The sequence below is a fragment of the Thalassotalea ganghwensis genome (assembly GCF_053485795.1).
Genome location: NZ_JBQRUM010000010.1, coordinates 34,032 through 51,671 on the forward strand (window position 1 = coordinate 34,032; position 17,640 = coordinate 51,671).

The 17,640-nt window shown below is 41.5% G+C and carries 20 protein-coding genes; 12 read left to right on the top strand and 8 right to left on the bottom strand.

Annotated elements, in window-relative coordinates:
• Positions 1 to 34: 34 nt before the first annotated feature.
• The 6 genes from ACSLUH_RS11455 to ACSLUH_RS11480 all read left to right on the top strand — a co-directional run bounded on the left by ACSLUH_RS11455 (position 35) and on the right by ACSLUH_RS11480 (position 4,412).
• Positions 35 to 664 (top strand): dUTP diphosphatase, encoded by a 630-nt coding sequence (locus ACSLUH_RS11455; protein ID WP_448567082.1) that lies wholly within the window; start codon positions 35 to 37, stop codon positions 662 to 664.
• Positions 665 to 813: 149 nt separating this feature from the next.
• Positions 814 to 1,488 carry a DUF2726 domain-containing protein gene (locus ACSLUH_RS11460; protein WP_448567084.1) on the top strand — a complete coding sequence of 225 codons (675 nt, stop codon included), beginning with the start codon at positions 814 to 816 and terminating at the stop codon, positions 1,486 to 1,488.
• 79 nt (positions 1,489 to 1,567) lie between these two features.
• Positions 1,568 to 2,281: a 5'-methylthioadenosine/S-adenosylhomocysteine nucleosidase gene (gene mtnN, locus ACSLUH_RS11465; RefSeq protein WP_448567086.1), complete on the top strand. Its 714-nt coding sequence runs from the start codon at positions 1,568 to 1,570 to the stop codon at positions 2,279 to 2,281.
• Positions 2,282 to 2,287: 6 nt separating this feature from the next.
• A complete protein-coding gene (locus ACSLUH_RS11470; protein WP_448567293.1) occupies positions 2,288 to 3,259 on the top strand; it encodes a cobalamin biosynthesis protein CobD/CbiB in 972 nt (323 codons plus the stop codon).
• 98 nt (positions 3,260 to 3,357) lie between these two features.
• Positions 3,358 to 3,762, top strand: coding sequence for a rhodanese-like domain-containing protein (locus ACSLUH_RS11475; protein WP_448567088.1), 405 nt, complete (start codon positions 3,358 to 3,360; stop codon positions 3,760 to 3,762).
• Between the two features lie 20 nt (positions 3,763 to 3,782).
• Positions 3,783 to 4,412, top strand: a complete 630-nt coding sequence (locus ACSLUH_RS11480; protein WP_448567090.1) for a trimeric intracellular cation channel family protein — start codon at positions 3,783 to 3,785, stop codon at positions 4,410 to 4,412.
• A gap of 156 nt (positions 4,413 to 4,568) precedes the next feature.
• Here the strand turns inward: ACSLUH_RS11480 and ACSLUH_RS11485 are convergent, their stop codons facing one another.
• The 3 genes from ACSLUH_RS11485 to tyrS all read right to left on the bottom strand — a co-directional run bounded on the left by ACSLUH_RS11485 (position 4,569) and on the right by tyrS (position 6,766).
• Positions 4,569 to 4,892, bottom strand: a complete 324-nt coding sequence (locus tag ACSLUH_RS11485; protein ID WP_448567092.1) for a ribonuclease E inhibitor RraB — start codon at positions 4,890 to 4,892, stop codon at positions 4,569 to 4,571.
• Positions 4,893 to 4,922: 30 nt separating this feature from the next.
• Complete coding sequence (locus ACSLUH_RS11490; protein WP_448567094.1) at positions 4,923 to 5,375, bottom strand: hypothetical protein; 453 nt, start codon at positions 5,373 to 5,375, stop codon at positions 4,923 to 4,925.
• 191 nt (positions 5,376 to 5,566) lie between these two features.
• Positions 5,567 to 6,766 (bottom strand): tyrosine--tRNA ligase, encoded by a 1,200-nt coding sequence (gene tyrS, locus ACSLUH_RS11495; RefSeq protein WP_448567096.1) that lies wholly within the window; start codon positions 6,764 to 6,766, stop codon positions 5,567 to 5,569.
• 155 nt (positions 6,767 to 6,921) lie between these two features.
• On the opposite strand from tyrS, the gene ACSLUH_RS11500 reads away from it, so the two are divergent.
• From ACSLUH_RS11500 to ACSLUH_RS11515, 4 genes are all read left to right on the top strand, one after another.
• Positions 6,922 to 8,286 (top strand): OapA family protein, encoded by a 1,365-nt coding sequence (locus ACSLUH_RS11500; RefSeq protein ID WP_527252154.1) that lies wholly within the window; start codon positions 6,922 to 6,924, stop codon positions 8,284 to 8,286.
• A 397-nt stretch (positions 8,287 to 8,683) separates the two neighbouring features.
• Positions 8,684 to 8,875, top strand: coding sequence for a hypothetical protein (locus ACSLUH_RS11505; RefSeq protein ID WP_448567098.1), 192 nt, complete (start codon positions 8,684 to 8,686; stop codon positions 8,873 to 8,875).
• 214 nt (positions 8,876 to 9,089) lie between these two features.
• Complete coding sequence (locus ACSLUH_RS11510; protein WP_448567100.1) at positions 9,090 to 9,518, top strand: GFA family protein; 429 nt, start codon at positions 9,090 to 9,092, stop codon at positions 9,516 to 9,518.
• 184 nt (positions 9,519 to 9,702) lie between these two features.
• Positions 9,703 to 10,374, top strand: a complete 672-nt coding sequence (locus ACSLUH_RS11515) for a 2OG-Fe(II) oxygenase (RefSeq protein WP_448567102.1) — start codon at positions 9,703 to 9,705, stop codon at positions 10,372 to 10,374.
• Between the two features lie 103 nt (positions 10,375 to 10,477).
• On the opposite strand, the gene ACSLUH_RS11520 is transcribed toward ACSLUH_RS11515, so the two are convergent.
• Positions 10,478 to 11,143 carry a single-stranded DNA-binding protein gene (locus ACSLUH_RS11520; RefSeq protein WP_448567104.1) on the bottom strand — a complete coding sequence of 222 codons (666 nt, stop codon included), beginning with the start codon at positions 11,141 to 11,143 and terminating at the stop codon, positions 10,478 to 10,480.
• 176 nt (positions 11,144 to 11,319) lie between these two features.
• A complete protein-coding gene (locus ACSLUH_RS11525) occupies positions 11,320 to 11,901 on the bottom strand; it encodes a GNAT family N-acetyltransferase (protein ID WP_448567106.1) in 582 nt (193 codons plus the stop codon).
• 56 nt (positions 11,902 to 11,957) lie between these two features.
• Here ACSLUH_RS11525 and pgi point away from each other — a divergent pair, with 56 nt between their 5' ends.
• Positions 11,958 to 13,601 carry a glucose-6-phosphate isomerase gene (gene pgi, locus ACSLUH_RS11530; RefSeq protein ID WP_448567108.1) on the top strand — a complete coding sequence of 548 codons (1,644 nt, stop codon included), beginning with the start codon at positions 11,958 to 11,960 and terminating at the stop codon, positions 13,599 to 13,601.
• Positions 13,602 to 13,662: 61 nt separating this feature from the next.
• On the opposite strand, the gene ACSLUH_RS11535 is transcribed toward pgi, so the two are convergent.
• The 3 genes from ACSLUH_RS11535 to ACSLUH_RS11545 are packed head-to-tail and all read right to left on the bottom strand — an operon-like array spanning position 13,663 to position 16,269.
• Positions 13,663 to 14,550, bottom strand: coding sequence for an aldose 1-epimerase (locus ACSLUH_RS11535; RefSeq protein ID WP_448567110.1), 888 nt, complete (start codon positions 14,548 to 14,550; stop codon positions 13,663 to 13,665).
• Positions 14,547 to 14,951, bottom strand: coding sequence for an acyl-CoA thioesterase (locus tag ACSLUH_RS11540; RefSeq protein WP_448567112.1), 405 nt, complete (start codon positions 14,949 to 14,951; stop codon positions 14,547 to 14,549). The genes ACSLUH_RS11535 and ACSLUH_RS11540 overlap by 4 nt, the downstream gene beginning before the upstream one ends.
• Before the next feature lie 37 nt (positions 14,952 to 14,988).
• Positions 14,989 to 16,269, bottom strand: coding sequence for a M24 family metallopeptidase (locus tag ACSLUH_RS11545; protein WP_448567114.1), 1,281 nt, complete (start codon positions 16,267 to 16,269; stop codon positions 14,989 to 14,991).
• Positions 16,270 to 16,514: 245 nt separating this feature from the next.
• Here ACSLUH_RS11545 and ACSLUH_RS11550 point away from each other — a divergent pair, with 245 nt between their 5' ends.
• Positions 16,515 to 17,639: a c-type cytochrome gene (locus ACSLUH_RS11550; protein WP_448567116.1), complete on the top strand. Its 1,125-nt coding sequence runs from the start codon at positions 16,515 to 16,517 to the stop codon at positions 17,637 to 17,639.
• Position 17,640 lies beyond the last annotated feature (1 nt).

Sequence of the window (17,640 nt, forward strand, 5' to 3'; positions counted from 1 at the left end):
CGTATTTTTCATAACACTTGAATTTAGGAAGCTCATGAGTCAATTATCCACCGCCATCAATCAAATTCAACAAATGTTAACCCTGCAAGATGCGATGAATTCTCGGGTCAGTGATACGTGGCGCGAAAACAACTACGAATGGTATCGGGCCATTTGGGTTGAGTGTGCGGAAATGCTCGATCATTATGGCTGGAAATGGTGGAAGCATCAGGAAATTGATGTAGCGCAAGTGCAACTTGAGTTGGTCGACATATTCCACTTTGGCTTAAGTTTACGTCTAATGACTGGAGCAAGTGTTGACGATATTGCTAAGCAATTGGCCAACGAGCTTAACAAGCACTCTACCGAAAGCGACTTTAAGGTTGCGTTAGAATCATTAGCATCAAGTGCAGTTACAGAAAAAAGCTTTAATGGTCAGGCTTTTGCAGATTGTTTACGATTAATCAATATGGATTTGGACGAACTGTTTCGTCAATATGTTGGCAAGAATACTTTAAATTTTTTCCGTCAAGATCATGGCTATAAAGAAGGTACCTATATCAAAATATGGCACGGAAAAGAAGACAATGAAGTACTCGCTGAAGTTGTTCATCAACTTGATGCCAGTGCTGATGATTTTCAACAGCAACTCTATCAACGCTTAGTAGATCACTACCCAAGCTAATCTTATAAACATAAGAGGAGCAGCGCTGACTACTCCTCACCCCATCTTTTACTTTTTTATTATCCCATTTCTCTTAGCTATGGCATAAATTCTGCTTATTTCAAGTCAACGATAAATGTTGTCAATAATTTGAACTTGTGGAGATGACTATGGAATTAATCTTATTTGCCATGATCAGCCTTATTGTTGTTGTTGCTCTGCTTGCAAGTAGGCTTAACGATAACAGCTTTCCTTTTCCCTTCGATCGTAAAGCGACCATTTTTACTCCGGCAGAAAAGAACTTTCAAAACCTCGTTGAAAAAGCTTTAGGTGAAGATTATCGCGTTGTTAACCGCGTTAAACTCTCAGATATCGTCACTATTCGAAATGGTGTTTCAACTCGAGCAGGACAAAGTGCCGCTGCAAATGCCAAATCAAAATATTTGGATTTTGCCATCTGTGAACGTAACTCAATGAAACTACTCGGTGTTATCGACCTAGTCGATACCCAAGGAAAAGGTTATAAAGTAAAGAAAGATTGGTTTGTCAGTGGCGCCCTAGAAGCTGCTGGAATTCCCCATATCCGTATCAAAATTAAAGCAAATTATAGTCTTGATGAAATAAAAAACTGTATCGCAACTCGTCTGTTTGGGCCTGCCCCAACGCCTGAACCCCAAATAAAAGGCCGTGTTATCCCAGCAATGATGACGAAAGCAAGGCCTCGTCCAACAGACAGTGACGTCGGTGTTTTACCCTCTACAGCAATTAAAACCAAGCCGTTATCCACTCCAAGACGAGCAAATGCGAAGATAGCCGCCCCCAAAATGCCTGCACTTCCCCATTAATTTATTTAGAACAGGGCAAGATTTTTAATCTTGCCCTCGCTATAATGCGTACCACATATTTCTAACATGAGATGCTTTCATGAAAGCAGGTATTATCGGCGCAATGGAGCCAGAAGTCGCCATTTTAAAAGACAAACTTACCGATCTTCACAGTGAACAACATGCAAGTTTTACCTTCTACAGTGGTAAAATCGACGGTAATGACGTAGTTATTGTTCAATCAGGCATAGGCAAAGTAGCCGCAGCACTTGCTACCGCCATCTTACTTGACCGTTTTGCTCCTGATTATGTTATCAACACAGGCTCTGCCGGTGGTTTTGAGCAATCATTACAAGTAGGTGATATTGTCGTTAGTAATGAGGTTCGTTATCACGACGTTGATGTAACTGCTTTTGGCTATGAAATCGGTCAGTTACCGGGTAATCCAGCAGCTTATGTTCCTCATCGGACATTAGTGGAAGCCGCAATATCAAGTGCGCAATCGCTAGAAAATATAAAGACCATCGAAGGATTGATCACCACCGGTGACACCTTCATGACTACAGATGATGATATCGCCAAAGCAAGAGCAAACTTTCCGACAATGAGTGCAGTTGAAATGGAAGGTGCTGCCATCGCCCATACTTGTCATCAATTTGATGTCCCTTTTGTCATTATCAGGTCATTATCAGATATTGCCGGTAAAGAATCACCGACGTCTTTTGAAGCCTATTTAGAAACCGCATCTGTCAATTCTTCAGCGCTGGTTTGCCAAATGTTAGCAAGTCTTAAAGGAAAGCAATTAACCGCATAATTATTGATGACTTTAATCACCGAATTACCGCCGTTAACTGAAAGCATTATTATTTTGCTCTGTGTCGTGCTGCTCAAATATTTGCTCAGCGCGGCATGGCCAGATAACACCATGGTTTATTTTCGTTTTTATTGTCAGCGCCTCTCTGACAAGGTCAATAAAGCTGAAAACTCGCGCTATCAACAACAACTTTCGGGCTTAATCGCCTTCTTAATTACTCTGCTACCATTAGTCACTATTATTGGGTTATTTGAAGCCTTTATTGCTATCGAGTGGCTTTGGCAAGCGGTTTTATTGTATTTTGCTTTAGGCGATATGTCGTTATCAAAGCATATCAAATCTATCGTCCTTGCATGTCAGCAACAAGATAAGCTTGGCGCTAGGGCTTTGCTTAAACCATTCGTCCTACGCGACGTATCAACCCTTTCTCCTATGGGTATTTATAAAGCAACAATTGAAATGCAACTATTGAAAAATTTACAGTGGCTTTATGCGGTTGGTTTTTGGTTTATCCTTTTAGGACCTATTGCCGCGCTAACGTATCGATTAACACTAGAAATGCATTACAGTTGGAATAGTAAACGTGAACAGTATCGCGAATTTGGCAAAGCATCAGCTCTTTGTTATCAGTACTTAAATTGGCTACCTGGTCGACTATTCTACCTTATCTACCTAATTTCTATTAGTGGCAATACCCTTGGTTTGTATTGGCGATTAACACGTTCTGCTTTTTTCTCGTTAACCAGTAACATTCTCCTAGCATTGCATGCCTTAGTATTAAACGTACAGCTTGGCGGTGTCGCAATTTACGGTCAAGAAAAGCTTAGACGCGTCAGCTTTAATGCAGCAGGAAGAGCACCAGAAGCAAGCGACACCCTGAACAGTGCTCAATCACTTAAAAAGATTAATATTTTCAGTGGCATATTATTAGTATTCGTTGCTATTAGCGCCGTACTACCTCAGTTATTATCTCAATAAGTTGTTGTAAAAAAGACGCTTACGCTAACAATATGAGTTAAACCACGCTATGCTATTGTACAAAAGTCATACTGAACCGCTAAACCACGAGAACTACTATGAAAAATTTACTCAAACAAGTATACAAAAGCATTTATTTATTGGTTATTTTTGCTTGTTCTGCATTGGCTAGTGATGTACCGACAATATCGCAGCAGCAAGTGTTAAGTTTAATCCAAGCGCCACAGTCACAAGACTTTGTTATCGTTGATGTGCGAAGTGCTGAAGAGTTTAACGAACGGCACCTTGAAGGTGCTATCAATATTAGTCACGACACTATTGGCGACAAACTTGGTACCTTAGACGCATATAAAGATAAGCTGGTTATTGTTCATTGTCGCTCTGGACGTCGTGCACAAGTCGCTGAGGAAATTTTACTAAGCAATGGTTTTAGTAATGTTAAACACCTTGAAGGTGATATGAAAGGCTGGTTAAAGGCAGACTTGCCAACCGTAAACAATTAGTAAAGCGCAAACATCATTCTATGCCTGAATTGTTCTACTGGCTCGATCTTTTTGGGGTAATTGTCTTTGCGTTTTCAGGCGCATTGATGGCCGGCCGATATCAGCTTGATCCATTTGGGGTGATCGTGCTGTCTGCTGTCACTGCCATTGGTGGTGGCACTATTCGCGATATTATTCTTGATACACCCGTCTTTTGGACTATTAATCCAATTTATTTATACGTGATCACGGCAACGGCCGTATTAACCATTATTCTAATTCGCTGCCCGAAACGCATACCCAAGCGATTTTTGTTAGTGGCTGATGCTTTTGGGTTAGCCCTCTTTGCTGTACTAGGCACACAAAAAGCTATCGCTTTGGGAGCACCAACGACGGTAGCGATTTTAATGGGCATGATCACTGGCGTTGCTGGCGGCATGATCCGCGACGTACTTTGTAATGTCATTCCGATGATTTTGAGGCAAGAGATTTACGCAACGGCTGCGGTGTTAGGAGGAGCTTTATTCGTGCTATTTACCTATGTTGGTTTGGCGCAAAATCTCTCTTCTGTCTTGGCTATTATCGGTGCGCTTGTCTTACGCCTAGCGGCAATTTACTGGAAGGTGTCGCTACCGGCTTTTCAAATTGCCGACGAAGAGTCATCAAAATAACGGAAGTTGCTAGGATCTGTTGATCTTTATTTTTTCTGCAACAGGCTGTTTTAGCAGTAATTTAAGATGTTTTTTATACAATACAGCGCTGATGCGATGTGGTTATTACACATGAGTCAGCAATAACCAAGTAGAAGAACATTATAAAAGCTGCCCTTAGGCTTCGATACCCCAGCCGTCGTTGTATCCATTAAATTTGGCTGCCAACTGCTCAAACTCAGCTTCTTGAGCAACGATAGCATCATAATCTGGGATCATCGACACGGTGCAATCTACATCCCAAACATTTGGTGTTTGATCAGGGTGAATACTTACTTTCATTTCCGGCACCTTATCCGCTAGATGCGCCACTAAAGCTTTTGCCTGTTGCTCTGATTCAAATAGTTGAAAAAACACCACTTGGTGTAATTTTGTTAAATCAATACCCGCGGCATGCATCTCTGCAAGTACCTGCCCTGTATCATCACTTGGAAAGTTCATCGATTTATTCACGTAGTCTGAAAAATGCCATTATAGCGAGCTTGGTTTAATTTGGCACAGATTATCTTGGCAAACTGCTTGAGTGGCTGATTGTAATTGCTGACAAATATTGGCTTGACGGCTTTCATTACGATACTTTTTCACTAGGCTCGCGCCGATTAAATTAACCGCGACTTGACAATGTTGGCTGTCAACATAAATAACTTTACATTGGTTGTCACTGATACACGTCAGGTTATCCAATATTAATTGATTAACTTTCTCATTGGTAATCGAATTATCAGCTAACACCGCAGACTCCCTAACAACCTTTGTGACATTATCTTGCCTTTCATTTGCCAAATTGCTGGATTGTTGCTGGTTTAATTCAGTGACTAACGCCCGCGTTTGTTGTTCATTATTTTCTAATAAATAGCCAAGACCTATAATAATCGATAAGAAGAAGCTAAGCGCAACTGTTGTGATCACTAACCATTTAATCATGTCGCCTTCCTCTTCGGGTATTTTAATATCATTTCTTTGATGGGCAATGCTTCAACGGCATCAATTGGTTTTGTTCTTACAATCCTGACATCGTTATGCTCTGGTTAACCATTTATTTCAATTGCTATGAATAAAAAAGCCAACTGACGAAGTTGGCTCTTACCTTATTTTTTTGTACCGAGAAATGCAAACTACTTCACGGTGACTTTAGCAAACTTGCGCTTACCTACTTGAAATACGGCATTCGTTCCAGAAGGCAGCCTTAGTTTCGGATCAGAAATCTTTTCTCCATCTATCTTCGCTGCCCCTTGCTTGATCATTCGCATTGCATCAGAAGTACTATTAACCAAACCAGCCTCCTTCAACAAGTTAGCAATCGCCAACTCACCGTCTACGCTTTCTAATTCAATTTCTGGCATTTCATCTGGCATAGCACCTTTTTGGAATCGATTGATAAATTCTTGATGAGCAGCATCAGCAGCGGCTTGATCATGAAAGCGTTCAATCAACTCTTTAGCAAGCGCTATTTTAATATCGCGTGGGTTAGCTCCACCAGCAACTTGCTCTTTGTAGTCGACAATTTGCGCTAAAGGTTTAAAGCTTAATAATTCGTAATATCGCCACATTAAATCATCAGAAATCGACATCACTTTACCAAACATATCTGATGGACTATCGGTAATACCAATATAATTACCTAGCGATTTAGACATTTTTTGAACACCATCTAAACCTTCAAGCAACGGCATCATTAACACCGTTTGCGGACGTTGTCCTTCGCCTTTCTGTAATTCACGCCCCATAAGTAAGTTAAACTTTTGGTCAGTACCACCTAATTCAACATCAGCCTCTAAAGCGACAGAATCCCAGCCTTGCACTAATGGGTACATAAACTCATGAATGGCAATAGATTGGCCGCTGGCATAACGCTTTTTAAAGTCATCACGTTCCATCATACGCGCTACCGTTTGGCGAGATGCAAGCTTGAGCATACCAGCAGCGCCAAGTTTTTCCATCCAAGTTGAATTAAAAGCAACAGTCGTTTTTTCAGGGTCTAAAATTTTAAACACTTGCTCTTTGTAAGTTTGTGCATTTGCAAGAACATCTTCTTTCGTTAACGGCTTACGTGTGACATTCTTACCTGTGGGATCGCCAATCATACCGGTGAAATCACCGATCAAGAAAATAACCTCATGACCAAGTTGTTGAAATTGACGTAACTTATTGATCAGTACCGTATGCCCTAAATGCAGATCTGGAGCCGTTGGATCAAAGCCAGCTTTAATTTTTAACGGTTTACCTTGCTTGAGTTTTTCTAGTAACTCATCTTCTAACAAGATTTCTTCTGCACCCCGTTTTAATTCGGCAAACGCTTGGCTGACATCTGTCATTTACTTAGCTCCACTAATACAAATTTTCAGTTTAAGCGCGAATTCTACTGTAATTTTTACTGCGGTTAAAACCCTAATATTGTTTGTTTACATAATAATTTGTTATAGTGAACGATAGGCCTCGTAGATAATTTCGCAGTAAAGGTAGTAACTTTTTGAATAATATAAAGAATTTATACATACAGTTACCAAAGCAACATAGGATTTTTATTAGTGTAATCAGCATTATACTGCTTTTGCTGATCTTATTTCCTTCTGAAAAAGCGACCGCAAGCCGTCAAACCACTGACGAAGCATTGAAAGTGGGTCAACGTTATCAGTTACCTGTTCCGCAAGAAAGCGACCACATCACCCAAACGAATAGTCATATAGAGCCTGTAGAAGATCTTCAAACCGATGCTCAAGACAAGCTTAACTGGCAAACAGCGAAAGTTAGAAACGGTGATTCACTCGCAAAAATTTTTAAACGATTAGGCTACAGTGCCCAAACCACCTATAAGGTTAGTCAAGCTAAAGGCGAAGGCAGTAAACAACTTGTCAAGCTGCAAGTGGGTGATACCCTGAACATAGGGGCGAACGACGACAATGAGATTGTCACGTTAGAGTACCCGCTCTCTAAAACCAAGACGCTATTTATCGATAAAACCGACCAAGGTTATCAATCTCGTTTCGAAGAAAAACCTGTCGAGATCAGAGAAAGCATCGCTCATGGTGTCGTAAAAAATAACTTCTGGAACGCTGGCATAGAAGCAGGCCTTAACGATAATCAAATTATCAACCTAGCCAACGTCTTTGGTTGGGATATTGATTTTGCGATTGATTTAAGGAAAGGCGATAGCTTCCACGTAGTTTACGAAAACAAGTATGTCGATGGCGAATTTATTGGCACTGGTAATATACTTGCCGCAGAGTTTGTTAACCAAGATGAAGTATTCCAAGCAATTCGCTTTTCCGATGGCGAATATTACACACCAGATGGCAATAGCATGCGCAAAGCATTCTTAAGAGCCCCGGTTAACTTCAAATATATTAGTTCAAACTTTAAGCCTAAGCGTTTTCATCCTATTCAAAAGCGCTGGAAGGCCCATCGCGGTACGGACTACCGAGCTGCAACCGGAACGCCAGTTGTCGCCTCTGGAGACGGTAAAGTCACCCACTCTACCTACAACAAATACAATGGTCATTACGTCTTTATTCAACACGGCAATGGCATTGTCACCAAGTATTTACACTTTTCAAAGCGTGCGGTGAAAAAAGGTCAACGGGTTAAACAAGGGCAAGTAATTGGCTATGTTGGCTCAACGGGTATGTCGCAAGCGCCACATTTACATTACGAATTCTTACTTAATGGTGTGCACCGAAATCCTCGCACAGTTAAGTTACCGGACGCAGAGCCTATTGCTAAAAAATACAAAGCTGAGTTTACTACCATTGCTGCACAGCGACTGAAAGAATTATCAGGATCACGAAAAGCGCTTATTGCCGCGACTGGTGATACCTCTGTTAAAGCGACAATGTAAACAAAAACATATTTTATACAATTAATCTGAATAACCTTTCAATATCGTATTAAAAAGATATTTTGTTATATCTATACAAATCAAAAAGTTAACATCGCAACCACCCGATTTTATTCACGAATAAAATCGGGTAATTCACTTATCACCAAACTGCTTATAAAAAAAAATTCTATTTCCCAACGATAGCCAGGTTAAGGCTTTGGTGAACTTTACCTTAATCTGCATCAAAAAATCACTTTTCTATGCTAGTCATTCCCAGTTTTGTCCTTATAATGGATGGTTCGCTGTAGAAAAAACGTGCTCTTTTTGCCAAGATTTTGAACTAATCTAAAAATAATAAATCTAAGCTATTGGGCTATGTCTATAATGAAGTACTCGACGTACGTAAGGGGGCTCTATGGAGTTTAAAGATATACACATAGGTATGAAATGCGGCAGTAAAAAAGGCAGTGGAACGGTTACCTGGATAGATGGCTCTACCAGAACAATTTATATGGCCAATACCGCTGACAATAATAATTTTGAAGTACAATTTGACGAAATTATCGAAGACCCTCAAGCGCACAATCAACAAGACGCTTATTATTAGTCAGTTATTATAATCTCATTCTATAAAGCCCTTGCTTAACTGAGCAGGGGCTTTGCTTTTCTATCTTGCCTTACGTATCTCAACTTAAGTATCTCGTATCGCTAGGGTCTGTTATTTAGATGATCTAGCCTTTATCGACATCAAAATATACTTGCTAATATAAGGCTACTGATCAGAAAATAGCAGTTCGTTAACTCATTGAAACAAAGAATATATGAAAGGAAGCTGCCTATGCGGAGAAATCCGTTTTGAAATCACTGAACCAATATCAGCTCTGTATCAATGCCATTGTACCCTATGTCAAAAGCAGTCAGGTACAACGTCAAATACTGCTACCATAGTCACGGAAACTGGTTTCATTTGGTTATCAGAAGAGCACGCCATTAGCCATTGGCAAAAAACATCAGGTTTTACCGCTCACTTTTGCCAGCATTGTGGTTGCCCTGTGCCAAATCAATTAAGAGGGCTCCCTTATTTTTGGGTGCCAATGGGCTTAATAGATAACCCAATTGACATTAGTATAAAGCTGCATTTGTGCTGCAACTCGAAAGCCCCTTGGGATGCGCTTAGTAAAGATGTTGGCCGACAATATGCTGAAATGCCTGCAACGCTTGAACAGTTTATCGAGGCGCTTAACTCATAAACTATTTAGACACTCGACAATTGAGCGTTTAATTGAATAAAAACGCTTGCCAGATAGCGGCTTTGGCACGATACTTAGCCGCTTTTGATGCGGTGCACCTTAAGACTAGGTTACTGCACTATCACTAGCTTGTTAGACATAGCACTCTATGTTGATTTTTTGAATATAGCTAGGAACTACCTAAGTGAATACTTCTCTCAAATTCGTAACCGATGGCGGACATACTGTCGACGAAACATTATTTAGCCTGATAGCCAAAGATTTAGAATCTCAAGGCTACAGCATTCGTCCTAATGCACTACCAGAACCGCTAGCAGACCGTTTGCTTGCTCACCAATATGAACTCAGCGAACACAAATATAGCATTGCGGGTATAGGGCGCGGAGATGACTATTTACATAATGAATTTGTTCGAACAGATGAAATTTGTTGGATAAATGGTGATTCAAATGCGGGCCAACAATGGCTCGATTGGACCGCTCATTTACAAAGTTACTTAAATAAACGCTTATTCCTAGGATTGTTTTCCTTTGAAAGTCACTTTGCTCATTATGCACCTGGTGATTATTACAAAAGACATTATGATGCTTTTAAAGGGGAGTCCAACCGTGTCTTGTCGGTGGTAACCTATTTAAATTCGGGTTGGACGGCAAATGATGGTGGTGAGTTGGTTTTATACACTAATGAGCGAGACAGAGAAGGTATCAAAGTTGTGCCCCTATTAGGTACCGTCGTGGTTTTTCTCAGTGAAGAATTTCCACATGAAGTGCTGCCAGCTGCACGAGACCGTTACTCCATTGCCGGTTGGTTTCGGATCAACACCTCAATAGACAATAAAATCGATCCCCCACGATAAAATGAATGTCTGGCCAAGACACACTTGCTGGTAATTATGACATTAAAAAAGGGCTTGTTTACACTAGCCCTTTTTTAATATTCGTTATAATGGTCGCTAACTGCTAGAACGGAATATCGTCATCAAAATCGATAGTTGGCTCTTGTGGGTTTACCTTCGCTGAAGATTGTCCACCTGACTGCGGGTTGTTGTAACCTTGTTGGGGTGATTGCTGTTGAAAGCCACCTTGTTGCGCAGGTTGTTGCTGAAAACCACCTTGCTGCTGCGCCGGTTGCTGCTGAAAGCCACCTTGCTGAGCAGGTTGTTGTGGCGTAGCACTTTGTTGATATGCCTGCTGTTGCATTGGTTGATTAAACCCACCCTGCCCTTGTCCGCTACTCTGGTTATGTTGACCTTGCGGCGCAAAGCCACCTGACTGAGCACCTTGAGCTCGAGAGTCTAGCATTTGCATATCATTAACAATAATTTCTGTGGTGTACTGATCAGCACCTTGTTGGTTTTGCCATTTACGCGTTTGCAGTCGACCTTCTAAATAAACTTTAGAGCCCTTTTTCAAGTATTCACCAGCAATCTCAGCAAGACGTTGATACATAACAATGCGATGCCATTCTGTTTTTTCTTTTTGCTCACCCGTTTGCTTATCTTTCCATGTTTCAGATGTTGCAACGGTAAAGTTAGCCACTGCACCGCCATTTGGCATAAAACGAACTTCCGGATCTTGCCCTAAGTTTCCAACGATAATAACTTTATTTATACCACGACTGGCCATGAAATTTTCCTACTAAAGTCTTGCAGCAACCGAAGTTACTGACTTCGTCCCTACCCTGTACGACAAAATATTCGTAAAAAGGACGTTATCAAATTACAGTTAAGAGAGTTATTCTATCACCCTGATATTTTTTGTGACAGTACTACCACTAAAAAATTGAGGGTAATTTGCGATTTCTAAGAAATTGCTTTTTCCATTGCGATTAATTGGTGACCTCCAACGACCTCCACCGGTTTTATATATTCAAAACCAAACTGACGATAGTAATTAAATAAATACTCGTGAGCATGAATCTCCACTTTGGTTAGCTTTAGTTTACTGGCTAAAGTTAATGCTTCATTGACTAATACACTTGCGATCCCTTTGCCGCGAAACGCTTTAACCACCGCTATTCTCGCTAAAATAGCCATACCATCATGAGGTGTAATTCGCGCGCATCCCATCAGATCTCCTTGGTTAGATTTTGCAAGAATATGCCATGAATATTGGTCGTACCCATCAAAGTCAAGATGGCGAGGGATCCTTTGTTCAACCACAAAAACAGCTCTGCGAACCTTTAATGCTTGTGAAAATGCATCACGGTCTTGGCTGCTAACAATGTTAAGCTCGTTGACCATACTCGCTCCGTTTTTTTTGGCCATCCCAGTGATAGCTAATAGCGGTAATATACGAGTTATTTCCAATTCACGAAAGTTTAATAAATACATTAGATAATCAGCGAGTTCATGCGTATTGATAGAAAATGAGTATAATGACAATATTCAAGTACGTACTCAGGCAACAACGCCTCATCGACGCCTAAGCAGGATCATTCATGGGAAACAGAACCTCACTTACCAGTTGGCAAAATTTAATTAGACACGCACAAGCAATGAAGTCACAACATATGAACGATTTGTTTGCAGCCGATCCTCAACGATTTGAGAAGTTTTCAATCAAGTTGCCGCAATTGCTACTCGACTATTCCAAAAACTTAATCACTGACGAAACGAAACAATTACTGATCGAACTTGCTAAAGAATGTGAACTAGCGCAATGGCGAGCGAAAATGTTTGCCGGGGAAAAAATTAATACCACAGAAGAGCGCGCCGTCTTGCATGTCGCCCTAAGAGCAATTGAAGACGAAGCCATTTGGGTTGACGGTGAAAACATTAGCGAGTTAGTTAAACAAACGCTCAATAAAATGAAAACCTTCACTGATAAAGTTCGCCAAGGACATTGGCGAGGCTATTCAGGCAAGCGCATTACAGACGTTGTGAGTATTGGTGTCGGTGGCTCTAACCTTGGCCCGCAAATGGTCACTGAAGCGTTAAAACAATACAGTGACAATAGTATTAATGTTCACTATGTGTCTAATGTCGATGGCACGCAAATCGCTAACGTGCTAAAACCCTTAAATCCAGAAAAAGTATTATTTGTTGTTTCCAGTAAAACGTTTACTACCATTGAGACCATGACAAATGCTAACACAGCAATGAAGTGGTTAACGGCAGCGTCATTTGACCAAAACGCGGTGAAGAAACACTTTGTTGCGGTAACCGCAAATGTCGAGAATGCGACTAAATTTGGCATTGATGAAGAAAACATTTTTGCCATGTGGGATTGGGTTGGTGGTCGCTTTTCATTATGGTCTGCAATCGGTCTTCCTATTGCACTTGATATTGGCTTTGAGCAATTTCTTGCCTTGCTCGAAGGAGCCCGTGAAATGGACCAGCACTTTCAACAGGCACCATTAGCCGAAAACGCACCAGTGATGCTCGCGTTACTCAGTGTTTGGAATTGCACTTTTCTTGGCGCACAATCTCAGGCAATTCTACCTTATGATCAACCTTTGCACATGCTCAGCGCTTATCTGCAACAGGCAGAAATGGAAAGTAACGGAAAATCAGTCAACTGGCTCGGTGAAGATATCGACTACGCGACAGTGCCCTCTATTTGGGGCGAATTAGGGATTAATGGCCAGCATGCCTTTTACCAATACCTACATCAGAGCAATAACATCGTCCCTGCTGACTTTATTGGTTCTGTAGCAAGCATTACACCCGTTATTGGCCACCATGAAACCTTGATGGCAAACTTTTTTGCACAAACCGAAGCGTTAATGAAAGGGGTAAATGAAAAGCAAGTTAGAGCGGATCTAAAAGCGGTTGGCCGAACTGACACTTATATCGACAAAGTCGCTCCTCACAAAGTTCATAAAGGTAACCGACCGACCAATACTATGCTGTTAGAGAGAATATCACCTAAATCGTTAGGGAGCCTGATTGCCTTATATGAACACAAAATATTTGTTCAAGGGATTATTTTGCAAATTTGTTCGTTTGATCAATGGGGTGTCGAGCTTGGCAAGGGCTTAGCAAATAAGATAGAAAGTGAAATAAAAACAGGTCAAATAAATCCCAAACATGACAGTTCAACACTGGGCCTGCTCAATTACTTTTTAGCACAAAGTCGCTAAGTCATGTTGGCTGGCGAAGGTTAAGCGACAAGGGGCTGTTCACTACAAACAGCCCCAGTTTTTATCGTTTTTTAGTGGCTAATTGCATTTCAATAGCCATTGTTTGATGAGGCGCTAAACTTCTCGCGCCAGTATCCAACCTGCCTTGATGTAATAGGTTAAATGCGTCCGTGATATGCGTCACTGGTTCAACACAGAAAAATGATTCTCCTTTAGGTGAATACACAACGACAAAATCACAAAGTGTCGAGGCGTTTAACTGTGTCTCTACTTGCCATTCAGGCCAATGAATTGTCGCTTGTTGACCAAACTTGGTTAAGCAATTATCAAGGACTAGGTCATTAACCTTTGTACCTGTATGTTCTGTCAGCTCAGGTGGTACGTCTTCGAGTTTTGTCGGTAAACACTGTTCATCCACCGCCCACATTTGTTGCGCTTGCAATGATAAGCAACATTGTTCAGTACGGGTAAAATATGGATGAAAACCTAAGCCAATTGGCATATTTTCATTGGAAAGGTTCTCCACCGACATCGACACTGTTAAGCCACTTTCACTCAGCGTAAACGTTTGTAGCACTCGATAACTAAATGGCCAATCATTTGCCTGATGAAGATAACTTAAGACAAGCTCATTTTCAGCTTTACGCTCTACCTGCCAAGGCATTTGCCAACCATGACCATGAATAGTGCCAGTTTCAGGGGGAAAGTTGAGCGACAACGCTATTGTCTTGTCTTGCCAACCAAACTTACCGTATTTAATACGATTTGAATAGGGCACCAAAGGAAAGCTACTAACTTGAGAAACGTGTTCGGCAGTTTTAGCATCGCGTAAAATCGGGTATGAAGTTCCATCAATATCGACATGATAACCAACGATGCTACCACCAAGAGCAGGATTAACAACAAGCTCCTGCCCAAAGGCTTTTAAGGTTATGACAGAATCAATCATTGTTTTTTTAGATACTCTTGCATTTTAACGACAATATCTTCAGGTAATTTAACCGCTTTTTTATCCAGATAATCAAAGTGAACCATAACCGCGGTGCCCGAAGCACACAACTTATCGTGCTGCCAAAGCTCTTGATAAACATCAAAAGATGACCCGCCAATGCGGCCAATATAGGTGCGAATTTCCATTGGCTGACCATAATACATTTGGTCATGAAAATTCACGTCTATTTTGGCAAGAATAAGACGCCAATTATTGGTATCTAAATCAGGGGTAAACCAACGAAACACTGGATCACGCGCCCCTTCAAACCAAACGGGCACCATCGTATTATTAATATGTCCCAACGCATCAGTATCACTAAATCTTGGGTTAAATTCTTCACTAAAATAAGTGGTCATTTTTTACTTCCATTCCTGTGGTCTTTTTGACCTATAACTACACAACTAAAGGATTAAGTGTGCCTAGCGGTTGCGCTAAACTCTCTGGTGGCTTGGTAAACCAATGGGCACGCTCTTGCCCGATATAAAGACAATCTTCTAAACGCACGCCAAATTGACCGGGCAGGTAAATACCGGGTTCATTGGAAAAACACATTCCTGGCGCGAGTAACTGTTGTTCACCATGAACAAAATTAACACTTTCATGTCCTTCCATCCCAATGCCATGGCCAGTTCGATGCGATAGTCCCGGTAATTGATATTCAGGGCCATATCCCAAAGTTTGATAATGGGCTCTGACGGCATCATCGACTGCGCCAGCACTAACGCCAACTTTAGCTTTCTCAAACGCGATCAGTTGACCATCACGAACCGTTTCCCACACCTGTTGTTGTTTTTTACTTGCTTTACCAAAAACAAAGGTTCGGCTGATATCTGATTGGTAGCCATGGACACTGCAACCTGAGTCCATTAGCACAACAGAACCTTCTTTAATCGTTTGTGGCTGTTTGGTGCCATGAGGATAGGCACTAGCGTCGTTAAACAATGCTAAACACCACGCACCACTGCCACCGAGTTTTGCTTGAGTTGACTTCATTAATGACTTAACTTGTTGTTGAGTCATGCCTTGTTTAAGTTGTGAAAACACATACCCATAAGCGGCCAGCGTCACTTCGTTAGCTTTGTGAAGTAAACGTAACTCATTGGCCGTTTTATACATTCTGCAACCTAAGGTTATCGGCTCTGCGCTAGTATGTCTGGCATTAGGCAATAGCGCCATCGTCTGTTCCAGCACAAAATAACGAACCGAATTTTCAAAACCCAGCTTCCCTTGATCAAGCCCTTTATCTTTCAAAAACTGAGCGATCAATGTAAAAGGGCTTTCATGCTCTTGCCACACGCGAATATCACTTTTAAGGGCTAGTGATTCTCGTACACTTGGCTCTTCAAAGAATGGGCAAATAGCAATAATATCACCTTCTTTTGGGATCACCACACAGGTTAAGCGCTCACTCCGCCACCATTGAATACCACTAAAGTAATCCATGGCTGCACCTGGTTCCAAAATTAATGCCGAAAAGCCATGCTCTTGCATCAATTTTTGCGCCTTAGCAATACGTTGCTGACGCTCAACAACGGTAATTGCCTCAACATTCATATGGACGCGGGGTAATACAGAATCACTTTCTTTTGCGATAGCACTAACTGTCGGTATTGCGGCGATTGACCCACCTGCAAGCGTTACCATCGATGTTTTTAAGAAACTTCTTTTATCCATTATTTTTATCACTTCGCTGGAATTGGTGCACAGACATTATTGGATTTTAATCCAAGTCACAAGGGTTAGCATTAACAAAACCGTGCACGGTGATATCAATTAGGTTAACGATCTCATCCCGTTACTTTAAGCAAGGTTCGTTTCAATTGCCAGCAAGGCTAACTTTCGTTACAAATTTCTACTTACTTAATCAGATGGTAACTCATAGACTAGACTTATCTGAAAAGTAAATGCTTTTAAGGAAAATGATGATGCATCGATTACTTGTGGCCGTTAGCCTTTTCGCTGCGATACTGCTAAGTTTTAGCGCTTCAACTTTCGCTACCGAAAGAGAGAAACTTCCGCCGCCACGTAAACTCACCCCTGAACAGGAACGTGTGGCCGCAAGCAATTATCAGAAATATTGCGCCTTATGCCATGGAAAAGATCGTGAAGGGCACGCCAATGATCACGCGCCATCTCTGCGCAGTAAAAGCTTGTTTGAGTCAGGAGTTCCTCACGCGATATTAAGACCGATGTCATACGGGCGCCAAGGAACAGCAATGGCGGGCTACTTAGATGAAGTCGGTGGCCCTATGACCCTCGATGAAACATGGGATCTAACCTACTGGTTGTTCTGGCAATCGGGTGTTGAACGCGTGAAATTATCAACGAAACCTGTCGAGGGTGACATTAAGCGTGGTGAAATTGTCTATCAGCAACATTGCGCAAGTTGTCATGGCAAGCAAGGTGAAGGTATAACAGCGCCAGCTTTAGGGAACCAAAGTGCCTTAGCTCACAACACCGATGAGTTTATTCGCTATGCCATAGAGAATGGCCGTGATGGCACACCAATGGAAGCCTTTGCTAATAAACTCTCTGCGCAGGACATCGATAATGTCACCGCGTTTATTCGTTCGAAAGCCAGTGGCTGGAAGCAAAATAAAGCGATTCGAAACAAGCTACCAACGCCTCAAGAATATGTCATTAACCCCGATAATGAGGATGCTAATTTTACCTTAAATGACGAAGGCTATGTCACTGCAAAAAGTTTGTTTGCTGAGCTAAAAGCGAAAAAGCGTATGGTCTTACTCGATACCCGAGTTCCGTCTGTATGGCAAACCGCTCATATTGAAGGATCATTCCCATTGCCCTATTACACCGATCTCGATAAGCTCGAAAAAAACCTACCAAAAGATGTGCAAATTGTTGCTTACTGCTCTTGTCCGCGAGCCGCAGCCGACTACCTGATCAGTAAACTAAACGCCAGAGGTTACCACAATACTGTTGTCCTTTGGGAAGGTATTTTTGGTTGGCAAAATCTAGGTTACCCGGTCACTCGAGCTGCTGGCATCGATTTAAGCCAAGAAACGGGAAGCTCTGGGCATTAGT

Coding starts and splice junctions, on each gene's coding strand:
- ACSLUH_RS11480 (WP_448567090.1), top strand. CDS start 3,783: ATGCCTGAATTGTTCTACTGGCTCGATCTTTTTGGGGTAATTGTCTTT.
- ACSLUH_RS11455 (WP_448567082.1), top strand. CDS start 35: ATGAGTCAATTATCCACCGCCATCAATCAAATTCAACAAATGTTAACC.
- ACSLUH_RS11475 (WP_448567088.1), top strand. CDS start 3,358: ATGAAAAATTTACTCAAACAAGTATACAAAAGCATTTATTTATTGGTT.
- ACSLUH_RS11550 (WP_448567116.1), top strand. CDS start 16,515: ATGATGATGCATCGATTACTTGTGGCCGTTAGCCTTTTCGCTGCGATA.
- tyrS (WP_448567096.1), bottom strand. CDS start 6,766: ATGACAGATGTCAGCCAAGCGTTTGCCGAATTAAAACGGGGTGCAGAA.
- ACSLUH_RS11520 (WP_448567104.1), bottom strand. CDS start 11,143: ATGGCCAGTCGTGGTATAAATAAAGTTATTATCGTTGGAAACTTAGGG.
- ACSLUH_RS11490 (WP_448567094.1), bottom strand. CDS start 5,375: ATGATTAAATGGTTAGTGATCACAACAGTTGCGCTTAGCTTCTTCTTA.
- ACSLUH_RS11545 (WP_448567114.1), bottom strand. CDS start 16,269: ATGGATAAAAGAAGTTTCTTAAAAACATCGATGGTAACGCTTGCAGGT.
- ACSLUH_RS11505 (WP_448567098.1), top strand. CDS start 8,684: ATGGAGTTTAAAGATATACACATAGGTATGAAATGCGGCAGTAAAAAA.
- mtnN (WP_448567086.1), top strand. CDS start 1,568: ATGAAAGCAGGTATTATCGGCGCAATGGAGCCAGAAGTCGCCATTTTA.
- ACSLUH_RS11460 (WP_448567084.1), top strand. CDS start 814: ATGGAATTAATCTTATTTGCCATGATCAGCCTTATTGTTGTTGTTGCT.
- ACSLUH_RS11470 (WP_448567293.1), top strand. CDS start 2,288: ATGACTTTAATCACCGAATTACCGCCGTTAACTGAAAGCATTATTATT.
- ACSLUH_RS11540 (WP_448567112.1), bottom strand. CDS start 14,951: ATGACCACTTATTTTAGTGAAGAATTTAACCCAAGATTTAGTGATACT.
- ACSLUH_RS11535 (WP_448567110.1), bottom strand. CDS start 14,550: ATGATTGATTCTGTCATAACCTTAAAAGCCTTTGGGCAGGAGCTTGTT.
- pgi (WP_448567108.1), top strand. CDS start 11,958: ATGGGAAACAGAACCTCACTTACCAGTTGGCAAAATTTAATTAGACAC.
- ACSLUH_RS11485 (WP_448567092.1), bottom strand. CDS start 4,892: ATGAACTTTCCAAGTGATGATACAGGGCAGGTACTTGCAGAGATGCAT.
- ACSLUH_RS11510 (WP_448567100.1), top strand. CDS start 9,090: ATGAAAGGAAGCTGCCTATGCGGAGAAATCCGTTTTGAAATCACTGAA.